Raw genomic sequence first — 13,594 nt, 5'->3', positions numbered from 1 at the left:
ACCATGATGAAAATCATTTCTGCGTTGCTTTTGGCTGCAATGTTTATCGGATGCAGCGAGTCTGCAACAACTGAAGCACCTGCTGCTACTGAAGAAGCTGCACCAGTAGCTGAAGAAGCTGCTGCACCTGTTGCTGAAGAAGCTAATGTTACTGAAGAAGTTGCACCTGCTGCTGATGCTGAAGTTGCTCCTGCTGCTGAAGCTAAATAAGTTTAACTTACTTAGCACGTTTCACACCTCGGTGTGAAACACCATTTTTATTCTTTCCTTTTTTCAAATCCCAAAATTATCAAAATTTCGTTAAAATATCCTAAACCTATTAGGAGAATTCTTTATGAAATCATTACTCAGTGTCGTTTGTGCCCTTTTTATCTTAGGATGCAGCAATGACTCCGCTCCAACCGAAGCATCAACATCTGCTCCTGAAGTTATAACCACACCAACATCAACAGAAACATCGGTTGAAAACAATGCCCCCGTTGAGAAAACTGCTTCAACACCTGCACCAACAGTTATCCCGATACCTGAGCCTACAGCCACTAAAGCACCTATTACGGCTTCTGTAGACGCTACAGCCTTGTTTGGTCAGAAATGTGCTTCATGCCATGGCGCAAAAGCAGAAAAAGCAGCATTAAACAAATCACAAATTATTGCACAGTTTAGTGAAGCTCAAATAAAAGAAGCGCTCAAAGGGTATCAAGCAGGCACCTATGGAAAAGATATGAAAGCATTAATGCAAGGACAGACTAAAGCGCTTAACGATGCGCAGATTGACGCACTCGCGAAATACATCTCTAACCTTTAACGCTCACTCTTTGGTAGCGCAAATTTTTGCGTTATCAATTCCCCTTCATCATTAAAAAAGAGATAATAAAGTTTGTCTTTCTTCACACTTAGCCCAGCAAGAAAGCGTAACGCTAAATTTGCCTGTAACGATGCAATATGCATCACAATCGGTGCGGCAATACCAGCAGGTGCTTTTTGGGTAATTTTAAATACTTCGTTAAACGATGCTTCTTCAAAAAAACATACCTGACCGTTAAACGCCTCCACCGATCCATAAACCCAAGGTAATCCTTTGGATTTAGCGTACGTGTTGATGGCACCGCGAGAGGGGAGATTATCCGTCGCATCAATAATGAGATCTACCTCGATCTCTTTTTGAATAAAGTCTTCAAAACGACAAATATGGGGATAGGCTGTAACATGTGGACAACGTGCTTCGATAAGTTCTGCTACTACCTCGGCTTTGAACTTTTCCTCATCTCCCATTTTAAATGCGATCTGACGATGAATATTATGCAAACTAACCGTATCAAAGTCGACCATATGAATCTCGCCGATTCCTGATGAGCCCAGAGCGAATGCTAACGAGCTCCCTAGTCCTCCACTTCCAATAATGGCAATTCGCTTCGATTGAAGTGAACGTTGCGTCTCTTCTCCCCACAACTGCACCTGACGGTGGAAATAGTGCATCATATTCATTCTCCTGCAGATATTTGCTTTAGCTTAACATCGTTTCGCTAAATTGCTCCCTTATTCTGACTTGAGTACTAAGGTATTCATATTTTCAGCTGGTAAAAGGATAATAAATCGGGCACCGACACTGGTGTTTTCAACCCAGATTTTCCCTCCAAAACTCTCTTCAATAATATATTTCGACATATGCAGCCCTAACCCTGTCCCTTTATCAGGATCTTTAGTCGTAAAATAGATATCAAATACTTTTTCCATCACATTAGGAGCAATCCCTCCGGCATTATCTTCGATACTGACCTTCACCCCATCCTCATAAGCTTCGACACGAATCGTAATCATCCCATTCGATATTTTTTGCTCGACAATCGCATCATGAGCATTTTTGATTAAATTCATCAATACTTGAATCATCTCATTTTTAGAAATATTAACTTTTCGTGCTGAAGATATATCAATATCCGTTTTTATTTTTGCATATTTCAAAAATACATCACTAAGTCTCAACGCATCTACGACTAAATCACCAATATCCTCAGGGGCTATGGATTTGTCCGTTTTGTAAAAGTTACGAAAATCATCAATGGTTTTAGAGAGATATTGCAGATATTCATCAATCCTCGTATGACTCTGATCAAAATAAGCTTCATCGCATAAACCAAGCTTTTGTTTTACGTACATATCTTGGTTAATCAGTGCCAATGTATGAAGTGGCTGTCGCCATTGATGGGCAATTTGTTCAATCATCTCACCCATCGCAGCTAATCTGGATTGTTGGACGAACAAACGGTCTTTAATCCGTGCTTCATCCAGTGCAACTTTTACTTTGTCACTCAATGTGTCATTCAAATGATTGAGTTTTCCAATGTATTCACGCTGTAACAGATATACCCTATGGGCAAGTGCCAGTGAGAGAAAAATCATCTCTATAGCCGACCCTATCTGCTGAACATGATTGATACCGTAAAAGCTGGGGATCAGATCAAATTTATTGAAAGCAAAAATAATCGTAGCAATCAGAAAAGAGCTCCATCCGGCAACATAAAAACGAGCGGCTCGATATTCGTGACGCATGACCAATAAACCTGCAATCAGTAATACAATCGGCATAATCGATGCCAATAATGCATTAATGGGAATTACCTTTCCATAAGGGAGTACGGATGATGCAAGTGCCATAACGATGCTAATACTCATCATACCGACAATTATTTTGTCCAGACGAGGGGTATAACGTCGCGTATTGAGAAAATGGCGGCTAAAATAAAGGGCAGAAAAAGAACTCAATGCAATAAAGGCACTCGACCCGTGTTCAATTAACCACCGCGCATCTCCCCATACGTATTTAATTCCTAACCCGTCAAATGAGAGCTGCCACAAAATAAAAGAGGCCAAAAAGAGAATATAACGGAGATAATTAGGATCTCTGGTATAAATAAATAAAACAATATTGTAAAGCAAGATAATAATAAAAAAACCGTAATAGATACCCACAAAAAGATTATTCTGCTCCATCTCTGCAAAAAGATCTTCCGATGAGAGGATAGAGAGAGGAAGCTGCATCGAGCTTTGTGTTTTAATTTTCAATAATAATGTTGAATCAGCCACATTATTAAGAGGAAGTTCGGAAATAAAATGGTGTGAATCCACTTCTCTCGAATGAAAAGGTTGAGAGGTACCCATACGTTGATATTTGAGTATTTTTCCATCATTCTTAATCAAATAAAGATCAATCGACTCCAATAAAGGATAATCAATTTTTACCCACCATTTTTTGTTAAGGCTTGGATTGAAATTCTTCAGATCAATTTTAAACCAATACACCGATTGTGTAAAACCGAAATTGACACTGCGTTCTTTTGTATAAGGGATAAAAGAACTTTGTTGTACCTCTTGAAGAGAGGTATTTCCGTCACGATCTTCCAAATATTCGATAGAAGCTTCTATCGAAGGGGAAGTATTATCATGAAGTTGTAAAACTGCGGCTTGAAGTGAAAAAAAGAGGGTAAAAAAAAGGAAAAAAAGTTTTTTCACTTTATTTTCGCTTTCGTAATGCCTCTTTAAACCCCCACCCTTTTCGTGATTCTATGAGGCTTTTTCGATCCAAATCAACGATCAACAGCTCTTCAGTGTTACCAAGATCTGCTTCTATTTCTCCATCGGGAGATACAACCATCGAATCACCGTAAAACTTCCATGCATGTTTTTCATCACAATATTCTCCGACACGATTGGCACGGAGGATATAGCAGTTGTGGGTAAAAGCTCTGGTTTTAATCAGCTCACGCCATCGATTATGCGATTCAAAAGTAGAAGCGCTTGGGATTAAAACTGCGTCAACAACTTTAGAACTCACAGCATCCCACATAGGATCAAAATGGGTCTCATAACCTCCCATTACGGCAAATTTAAATCCATCCACTGCAAAAATCATCGGAGGTTTTACCGCTTCGATAGGATTATTAAAAAATTTCTCTTCATTCCAATGTGGATAATTAATCAAAAATTGCTGCGGATAATAGGTAACACTACGGGCATTAATTTTTGCAATCATTTTCGTACACTCTCTCTTTTTCACCGTTACGATAGGGGCAACAAAAGTAAGATCATATTTGAGAGCCAATACTTTGAGTGTTTCGATTTGATGAGTACTTTGTTCTGCAATCATACTGACAGGCGTTTGAATCAGCTCTTTGAAAAAAGGGTTCAGGAGATATTCCCCCATTAACATAAGCTTTACCCCTTTTTGATTCGCAATACGGGCATAACTTTCGAGTTTATTGCTCCCCATACCAATGGAAGGGAGTTGGAGTATGGCAACACGCATTATTGCTCCTGATTTTTGATAATTTGAATCTGTAACTGTGCATTTTGAAGCATTGTTTCAGCGATACGCAGCTCTTTCATCCCCTCTTCGTAAGCTTTAACACTTTCATTCATTGGCAATGCAGGATCCATTAATTTCTCTAGAATCGCTTTGGCATTGGTAATCTTGGTTTCAAAACTCTCATTCTGACTCATAGTGCCTCCCGAACATAATTCTCTATTTTATCAATTTCTACTAAAAAAGCATCATGTCCATAATCACTCGTAACTTCAAGATAATCGCTGTTCGTTTTTCCGAGTACTTTCATTGCGGTATGGATACTCTCCATCTCGGAAGGGAGAAAAAGAATATCTTTTTCAAATCCGACCAGATAGAGTTCCGCATTGATTTTCCCTAACGCTTCTTCAAGCGAATCAAATCCCCGCGACAGATCATAGATATTGATCGCTTTAGTAATATAGAGATACGAAAGAGGATCAAACCATTTTGTAAAATTATAGCCATTGTACTCTAAATACGATTCAACCTGAAACTTGCCGAACAGCTCATATAATCCATCGGTTCGTTTGTATTCACGACCAAATTTCTTTGTCATTGACTGATGGGATAAAAAGCTGATATGTCCCGCCATGCGCCCGATTGCCATACCCGAAAGACCGTTTTCTCGGATAATTTCTGGATCATAATAGCCGTTTTTAAACTCAGGATCTTTAAGAATTGCCTCTTGGGCAACTTTATTAAATGCTATCGCCCATGCTTGCGTCGCAGACGTCGTTGCCATAGCAATAATTTTTTTGGCGAAATTCGGAAAATAGACACCAAATGCGAGGGCTTGCATCCCCCCCATCGATCCGCCGATCACGGCATGCACCTGATGGATTCCCAAACGATCAAACAAAATTCGCTGTGCTTTAACCATATCCAGAATTGTCACAACCGGAAATTTATAACGGTATGGTTCATTGTACGGGTAACGAGGTGACATAGGACCGGTTGAGCCGAAACAGCTCCCGATCACATTGGTACAGATCACGAAAAATTTGTCAGTATCGACCGCTTTTCCCTGACCTATAAGTCCATCCCACCATCCGTTCTTGTTATCCCCCTCATACGTCCCTGCCGCATGATGAGATCCCGTGAGGGCATGGCAGATGACGATTACATTATCCCGCGCTTCATTCAGTTCTCCGTACGTTTCATAGACGATATCGTACGGTTCAAGAATACGCCCACTCTCTAAATAGAGAGGGTTCGTAAAATGTTCACTGTGAATTTGCAGATTTAACATGAGACCCTTTACGCGTTTAATGCCTGAGTTAAATCATCAATCAAATCGGTCGATGCTTCGAGTCCGATACTTAGACGAATCAGCCCTGATGGGACACCGCATGCCACTAACTCTTCTTGAGATAATTGTTGATGGGTTGTCGATGCCGGATGGGTAATGATTGATTTAGAATCGCCGATATTCACAACAAGTGAAAATAGCTTTGTAGCATCCACAATTTTTTTCGCCGCTTCAAAACTCTCAACTTCAAAACTGAGCAAGCCGCTTGCCATACCGTTTTCAAAATAACGTTGTGCATTGGCATAGTTACTATTGCTTTTTAATCCCGGATAGTTCACTTTTTTAACCATCGGGTGAGATTCTAAAAACTCTGCAACCACTTGAGCATTGCGTGAGTGTTCACGCATACGGAGCGAAAGAGTTTCTATCCCTTGGATAAAGAGCCATGAATTAAACGGAGACACCACCGCACCCAAATCACGCAAAAGTGAAAGACGTGCACGAAGGGTAAAGAGAGGCAACGGTACATCAACATAAACTAACCCGTGATAACTCTCATCCGGCTCATTGAACTGCGGATAGCGCGCATTCCCTTTGATCAAATCAATCAAACCGTTACGCTCAACCATAATCCCGCCAATGGCCAATCCTTGTCCCGTCGTATATTTACTCGCACTGTGAACCACTACATCGACACCATGTTCGAACGGACGGCAAAGGACCGGAGTCGCTACCGTATTATCGACGATAGTGAGGATGCCGTGTTTTTTCGCAATCGCGGTAATTGCAGCAATATCGGCCACATCGATGCTAGGGTTGGTTAATGATTCAAAGAAAATCGCTTTGGTTTTATCATCAACCAGTGCTTCGATCTCGATTGGATTTTGCACATCGAAATAACGGGCTTGTATACCGAAACGTTTTAACGTGTACGACGCTTGGGTCAATGTTCCGCCGTAGAGCTGACGGGCACAAATAATATTATCTCCCGATTCAGCCGCATTAGCAATTGCATAAAAGATAGAGGCCATACCGCTTGCACCGGCTAAAGCTGCAGCGCCCCCTTCAAGTTGCGCAAACCGTTTTTCAAAGACATCGGTTGTCGGGTTGTTCAGACGGGTATAGATATTTCCCAACTCTTTAAGAGCAAATAAATTTGCCGCATGCTCAACATCACGAAACTCGTATGCAGTCGTTTGATAGATGGGTACTGCCATCGTACTTTGAGAGTCTTTGTTGTATCCCGCGTGAAGCGCTTCAGTTTGAAGTTGCATAATCATCCTTTACATTGTTTTGTAAATTATTGTATCGTGATTTTACATTTTTCCCAAGTAATCCTACTAATTTAGTAGGATTAAAACCGTATAAATGAAATTTATACGTGGTAGTTTGGTGCTTCCTGGGTAATAATAACATCATGAACGTGTGACTCTTTAAGCCCTGCACTGGTAATTTCAACAAATTCTGCTTTGTCCCAGAAAGCTTCAATACTCTCAGATCCGCAATATCCCATAGAAGAGCGTAGACCACCCATCATTTGATGTACAACTGCAGCAATACTTCCACGAAATGGCACACGTCCTTCAATCCCCTCAGGAACGAGTTTATCCGCAGCCGTCCCCTCTTGGAAATAACGATCAGTTGAACCTTTCGTCATCGCTCCGATAGAACCCATTCCGCGGTACGATTTGTATTGACGCCCTTGGTACATGATGGTATCACCCGGTGACTCTTCCGTTCCGGCAAGGAGTGATCCTGCCATAATAACGCTTGCCCCTACAGCAAGGGCTTTTGCAATGTCACCCGAATAGCGGATGCCGCCATCAGCGATAATCGGTACTCCATGTTGGCGTCCGACTGCGGCACACTCATCAATAGCCGAAATTTGAGGAACACCGACACCCGCAACGATACGCGTCGTACAGATCGATCCCGGTCCGATACCTACTTTGACCCCATCAGCACCTGCTTCAATGAGGGCCAATGTTGCTTCACCCGTTGCAACGTTTCCGGCAATGATATCGACCACCATCTCTTTTTTGATCGCTTTAACCGTATCCAAAATTCCTTTCGAGTGACCGTGAGCAGAGTCCAAAACCAAAACATCCACACCTGCATCGACAAGTGCGCGAGCGCGGTCAAGCTGTCCAACACCGATTGCCGCGCCGACACGAAGACGACCGAAATCATCTTTGTTAGCATTAGGATATTCAATACGCTTTTTGATATCTTTGATCGTTACCAAACCTTTGAGCAATCCGTTATCATCGATGATCGGGAGCTTTTCGATTTTATTAACGTGCATCATTTGCTCAGCATCCGCCAAAGTGATCCCTGCTTTTGCAGTAATAAGCGGCATAGGAGTCATCGCGTCGATGGCCAACTTCGACAAATCTTTTTCAAAACGCATATCACGATTGGTCAAAATGCCGAGTAGTTTGTTATGGTTATCAACAACCGGAACACCGGAGATTTTAAATTCGTTCATCAACGCTTCGGCATCTTCGAGTGTAGCGTTTGGATGGACAAAAATCGGATCGATGATGATACCACTTTCGGATTTTTTTACTTTTTTAATCTGTTTGACTTGGGTCTCAATGTCCATGTTTTTATGAATTATCCCGATACCACCCAAATGAGCCATCGCAATTGCCGCACGATATTCCGTAACCGTATCCATAGCCGCAGAAACCATTGGGATATTGAGGGGAATATTACGGGTCAACATCGTTTTCAAGCTCACTTCTCTAGGGAGAACCTCTGAGTATTTAGGGATGAGCAATACATCTTCAAAAGTGAGGGCGCGTTTACGAATATTCATGGTAATTATCCTTTGAGTTGAGTTTCGAGGCTAAATGCCCCGTTAAATAAGGTTTGCTCCGCATACGGAGCGGCTATGAGTTGAAGACCTACAGGCATGCCGTTATCCGCTGTATCAATCGGAATCGAAATCGCCGGTAAACCTGCGAGGTTGACCGAAATGGTGTAAATATCACTCAAATACATCTCAAGCGGATCACTAAGGGCTCCAAATTCATAAGCAGTGCGGGGAGCAACCGGAGTCAAAATAAGATCAACTTCTTCGAAAATCTTATTATACTCCTCTTGAATCAATCGGCGTACTTTTTGTGCTTTAACGTAATACGCATCGTAATATCCAGAAGAGAGTACGAAGTTACCGAGCATAATACGGCGTTGTACTTCGGCACCGAACCCTTGCGAACGGGTTTGCAAAAAGGTATCTTTGAGGTTATCTCCCTCTACACGGTTACCGTAGCGGATACCGTCATAGCGCGCAAGGTTAGTCGTCGCTTCCGCCGTCGCCGTGATGTAGTACGCTGAGATGTCGTATTTCGGATCCATCAGGCTTTTTTCGACGATGGTGTGCCCCGCATTTTTCAATGCTTCTACCGCTTTGGCATACGCTTTGCGGACATCTTCGGAAGCATCTTTGACATAGTCAGGTACGATAGCAATTTTTAGTTTTATATTGCCATCGAGTTTATCACTTACGGTGCCGTCATTGCGATTCGCAGAGGTTGAATCTTTCGGATCATATCCTTGGATAATATCGTAAAGAATCGCCGCATCTTCGACGTTTTGGGTCATCGGCCCGATCTGATCGAGTGAACTGGCATACGCACCCAAACCGTAACGGCTAACACGACCATACGTCGGTTTCATCCCGACGATACCGCAAAATGCCGCAGGCTGACGGATCGATCCACCCGTATCGCTTCCAAGTGCCGCTACCGCTAACCCTGCCGCAACTGCCGCAGCCGAACCGCCCGAACTTCCTCCCGGAACACAATTATGATTCAAAGGGTTGAGCGTTTTACCGTAACAACTGCTCTCGGTAGTAGAACCCATCGCGAATTCATCCATATTGGTACGTCCGAACGGTGACATATTAGCGGCCAAAAGTTTCTCAATTACAGTTGCATTGTACGGAGCAATATACCCTTTTAGAATATTGGAACCTGATGTTACCGACCAACCTGTCACTTGAATATTGTCTTTAATCGCAATCGGAATCCCTTCACCGACATTCAAAACATCGATATATGCATTAAGCTCAGGATTGGCTGCAATCTTGGCTTTCAACTCTTCTTTGAGAGAGCTCAGTTCTTCTTTCGAGAGTTTTAACGCCTCTTTCAGTGTTATCATGCACGTTCCTTTCTACGTTTTGCTTGTTTTACCATCATAATCCCTAAACCAATTACGACAAAAATAACCCCGACTGTTTCAGCAATAAAACTCATTGGAACGGGTTGAGTGAAATCGATCATTACGCAACTACCTGCGCACAACGTGGACATAATGACTGTTCGTCTTCACTATGATATTTCCAGCATCTTGGACATTTAGCTTTGGATGCTAGGGCAATATTGAATGTGTCCCCTTCGTAGTCAAACGTCCCTAAAACATCTTTGAGTTCACAGGCACACCATTTAGAGATAACCAGATACTCTTCAATATCGGCTTTTTTCATCGCTTTTGCCACTGTAGAAGTCGTTGATATTACGAGTTCAAGGGTGTTTTTAATCACTTTCTCTTTTTTCAATCCGTCCACAATCTCATTGAACTTTTCACGGATCACTTTCATGGTCGCTTCGTCCCAGTTGCTATCAACTGCTTCGATTGATCTATAAGTGATATCAAAAATATCCGTGCATGATCCCTTAATAACCGATGGAGCATTCTCAAAAATCTCATCAGCGGTATAAGTCAAAATCGGAGCGATAAGTCCGAGCATAGAACGGGAAATGATCGCCATAGCACTCTGTGTCGAGCGACGCTCAGCAGAAGAGGAAGCGTCACAATACATACGGTCTTTGGTAATATCGATGTAAACACCGCTGAGTTCATTGACAATAAAATAGTTCAATCCGCTCATCCCGTGAACGAAGTTATATTCCCCGAAAAGTCGATGCGTCTCGTCAAATACCTCTTTAGCTTTTGCCACGATCCATTTATCGATCTCACCCATTTCACTGTAGGGAACGATGGTTTCCAATCCATCAAGATTCGCCAACATAATACGGAACGTATTGCGCAGTTTTCGGTATTGATCGGCTGTCTGCTTGAGGATATTACCGGAGATTTTTAAATCACCTTGATAGTCACTCATTGCAACCCATAGACGCAAAATTTCTGAACCATACTCTTTAAGAACCGATTCGGGAGCAACGACATTCCCTTTGGATTTCGACATCTTCTCACCCTTCTCATCGACGGTGAAACCGTGAGTCAAAAGTGCTTTGTACGGAGCAATATGTTCCACTGCCGTACTTAAAAAGAGAGAGGATTGGAACCATCCGCGATGCTGGTCAGAGCCTTCGATGTACAAATCAGCCGGATATTCTCCCGCATCATAGTTACGTGATTTAAGCACCGCATTCCATGTCGAACCGCTGTCAAACCAAACATCGAGAATGTCGGACACTTTTTCAAGTTCATCCGCTTTGTACGAGCATCCCGGATAGAGAAGCTCTTCGATACTCATCGAGTACCACGCATCGGTGCTGTGCATCTCGAAAATCATCGCGATAAAGTTAAGCACTTTCTCTTCTAAAATCACTTCCCCCGTCGCTTTGACACGGAAAAATGCGATAGGAACTCCCCAATCACGCTGGCGAGAGATACACCAGTCAGGACGGTTTTCAACCATTGATCCTAAGCGGTTACGTCCGGATTCCGGATAAAACGCTGTTTTAGCGACTTCAGCCTGTGCGATTTCACGAAGTGTTTTTGTCTCGCCCAGAGGTGTGCCGTCTACACTGATAAACCATTGCTTCGTCGCACGGTAAATGAGCGGAGTATGAGAACGCCAGCAGTGCGGATAGGAGTGACGAAATTTCGATACTTTAAGTGCTTTATCTCCGAGCAATTCGATGATCGGTTCATTGCATTTAAAGATGTGTTTACCGACGAACTCTTCGGGATTCGGGAGAAGTTTTTCGCGAACCACGCTCTGATCGTAACACCCTGTCTCATCAACCGGCATTACGACTTCGAGGTTATAACGAAGACCGATACGATAGTCATCTTCCCCATGTCCCGGTGCAGTGTGAACACATCCTGAACCGTTCTCCATCAAAACATGCTCGCCGAGAACCAAATGAGAACCGCGACCGTTTAGAGGGTTGATCGCATAAAGGTTTTCAAATTTTTTCGCTTCGATTTTTTGAACGACACTCCCTGAAAATACACCCTCTTCGATAAGGGCGTTGTACCGTTTCTCGGCAACGATGTAACCGTCACTGGTCCGCACATAGATCTCATCAGGATTGAGAGAGATCCCCGTATTCGCAGGCAGTGTCCACGGAGTCGTCGTCCAGATAATGATGGCGGCGTTCCCCTCGATCCCTGCTCGTACCTTAGCCTCATCGCTGAGTTCAAACGCGACATAGATCGAATAGTCCTCTTTATCTTCGTATTCTACTTCCGCTTCGGCAAGTGCCGTCCGCTCCGCCCAGCTCCAATACACCGGTTTAGAACGCTCGATCAATAGCCCTTTTTTCGCTACAGCGCACAAAGTACGGTAGATGTTCGCTTCAAACTTCGAGTCCATGGTCAAATACGGATTATCCCAGTCCGCAATAACACCCAGTTTTTTAAACTCCGCGCGTTGAATATCGACAAATTCACTCGCATGATCGCGACACATCTGGCGTACTTCTGCGGTGCTGAGAAGCTCTTTTTTCTGCTTTCCGCCCAGCTTTTTCTCCACTTGCTGCTCGATCGGCAATCCGTGACAGTCCCATCCCGGAGTAAAACGAACCGATTTACCGTTGAAGTAATGGTATTTGACAATAATATCTTTAAGTACTTTATTGAGGGCGTGACCGATATGTGTATGGCCGTTGGCATACGGAGGTCCATCATGCAATGTGAAGCTCTCGGCACCTTTACGATTGGCTTTCATCTTGCCGTAAACATCGTTCGCAATCCACGCGCTATAGCGTGCAGGCTCATTTTGAACCAAATTTCCGCGCATCGGAAACTCGGTCTGAGGTAGAAGGAGGGTCTCTTTATAATCCATCTGTTACCTTATAGAAAAAGTGGTGCATTATAGCGTTCAGGTGATTAAATTTTGCTGTCACTATGCTATACTATCCGAAATTTATACTCGGGAACTCCATGAAACGTGATGTTATTTTCGTAGGAAATCGGCTGATTTTGAATGAAGCGTATGAGCGTTATATCCTCCGAAGTATCAAAAATCGCCTCGCTTCAATCGACTCCATCAATTATTTCGAAGAATCGGACAAAGGGCTCTTTTTACACCTTGAAGGTCTCTTAAAGAATGAATCCAAGCTCATCATTGTCACCACAAAAAGCACCTTTACCATCGTCGGAAAACTTCTCAGCACTGTCACCGCCGATAACCAGATTTTAAAAGAACAAATGCTTATTCCATCACGTGCCAGTATCCTCGAAAACGGTAGCTATCTTCTCACCCACAACAGTTCTGAAATCAACGTTATTCTGGCAACAGAGGGGAAAGAACTCCCTCCGATTCTCATCGATGATGAGTCACGTCTTGCCACTATCCACCTTTTCAACGAAGAACTTCTCAGTGCGCAAACGCTTCTCGAACCGTTAGCCCAAAACTTCGATGTTAAACTTGAATTCAGCGAATTAGTCGAGGGATGGCTTAAAATACGTATCCACACCCGTAAACACGGAAACCTTTCTCAATTTATTGCATCCGCACGCGGGCTCATGCATCATAAAGTCATTGCCGCGACCAATATCGCCGCATTTATTATTGAACGTCTGGGGACTCACCACAAAAAACTCTCATTTGCCGAAAGCTGCAGCGGAGGGTCACTTGCCCATTTTTTTACCTCTCAAAGTGGTGCGTCCAATGTGTTTGAAGGTTCTTTAATCACTTATTCCAATACTCTAAAAGCCAATTGGCTGGCAGTTGATGATTATGCGCTTGAACATCATGGTGCGGTAAGTGCCGAAGTGGTTGTAGAGATGTCAGAGGGGGC

Annotated in this window: 12 protein-coding genes; 3 read left to right on the top strand and 9 right to left on the bottom strand. The window is 43.1% G+C overall.

Annotated elements, in window-relative coordinates; all coding sequences use genetic code 11:
* Together A3G19_RS09550 and A3G19_RS09545 are read left to right on the top strand one after the other, a co-directional pair.
* On the top strand, positions 1-210 hold a 210-nt coding region (locus A3G19_RS09550; RefSeq protein ID WP_294872336.1), incomplete at its 5' end, for a hypothetical protein.
* A gap of 124 nt (positions 211-334) precedes the next feature.
* On the top strand, positions 335-805 hold the full coding sequence (locus A3G19_RS09545; RefSeq protein ID WP_294872333.1) for a c-type cytochrome: 471 nt from the start codon (positions 335-337) through the stop codon (positions 803-805).
* Here the strand turns inward: A3G19_RS09545 and A3G19_RS09540 are convergent.
* From A3G19_RS09540 to ileS, 9 genes are all read right to left on the bottom strand, one after another.
* A complete protein-coding gene (locus A3G19_RS09540) occupies positions 802-1,479 on the bottom strand; it encodes a ThiF family adenylyltransferase (protein ID WP_015654058.1) in 678 nt (225 codons plus the stop codon). The two genes, A3G19_RS09545 and A3G19_RS09540, sit on opposite strands and share 4 nt — an antisense overlap.
* 57 nt (positions 1,480-1,536) lie before the next feature.
* Positions 1,537-3,510 (bottom strand): sensor histidine kinase, encoded by a 1,974-nt coding sequence (locus A3G19_RS09535; RefSeq protein ID WP_015654059.1) that lies wholly within the window; start codon positions 3,508-3,510, stop codon positions 1,537-1,539.
* A gap of 1 nt (position 3,511) precedes the next feature.
* Positions 3,512-4,303 (bottom strand): carbon-nitrogen hydrolase family protein, encoded by a 792-nt coding sequence (locus A3G19_RS09530; RefSeq protein WP_015654060.1) that lies wholly within the window; start codon positions 4,301-4,303, stop codon positions 3,512-3,514.
* Complete coding sequence (gene xseB, locus A3G19_RS09525) at positions 4,303-4,497, bottom strand: exodeoxyribonuclease VII small subunit (protein WP_015654061.1); 195 nt, start codon at positions 4,495-4,497, stop codon at positions 4,303-4,305. The genes A3G19_RS09530 and xseB overlap by 1 nt, the downstream gene beginning before the upstream one ends.
* On the bottom strand, positions 4,494-5,591 hold the full coding sequence (locus A3G19_RS09520; protein WP_015654062.1) for a homoserine O-acetyltransferase: 1,098 nt from the start codon (positions 5,589-5,591) through the stop codon (positions 4,494-4,496). The genes xseB and A3G19_RS09520 overlap by 4 nt, the downstream gene beginning before the upstream one ends.
* Before the next feature lie 8 nt (positions 5,592-5,599).
* Positions 5,600-6,865, bottom strand: a complete 1,266-nt coding sequence (locus A3G19_RS09515; RefSeq protein WP_015654063.1) for an O-acetylhomoserine aminocarboxypropyltransferase/cysteine synthase family protein — start codon at positions 6,863-6,865, stop codon at positions 5,600-5,602.
* Positions 6,866-6,966: 101 nt separating this feature from the next.
* Positions 6,967-8,412, bottom strand: coding sequence for an IMP dehydrogenase (guaB, locus tag A3G19_RS09510; protein WP_015654064.1), 1,446 nt, complete (start codon positions 8,410-8,412; stop codon positions 6,967-6,969).
* 5 nt (positions 8,413-8,417) lie between these two features.
* On the bottom strand, positions 8,418-9,758 hold the full coding sequence (gene gatA / locus A3G19_RS09505) for an Asp-tRNA(Asn)/Glu-tRNA(Gln) amidotransferase subunit GatA (RefSeq protein WP_015654065.1): 1,341 nt from the start codon (positions 9,756-9,758) through the stop codon (positions 8,418-8,420).
* Between the two features lie 121 nt (positions 9,759-9,879).
* Positions 9,880-12,636 carry an isoleucine--tRNA ligase gene (gene ileS / locus A3G19_RS09500; protein WP_015654066.1) on the bottom strand — a complete coding sequence of 919 codons (2,757 nt, stop codon included), beginning with the start codon at positions 12,634-12,636 and terminating at the stop codon, positions 9,880-9,882.
* A gap of 98 nt (positions 12,637-12,734) precedes the next feature.
* Here ileS and A3G19_RS09495 point away from each other — a divergent pair.
* The coding region (locus A3G19_RS09495) for a CinA family protein (protein WP_294872330.1) at positions 12,735-13,594 on the top strand (860 nt) is incomplete at its 3' end.

The organism is Sulfuricurvum sp. RIFCSPLOWO2_12_FULL_43_24 (assembly GCF_001829605.1).
Classification (GTDB): domain Bacteria; phylum Campylobacterota; class Campylobacteria; order Campylobacterales; family Sulfurimonadaceae; genus Sulfuricurvum.
This window is presented reverse-complemented; position numbering and strand designations above follow the sequence as displayed.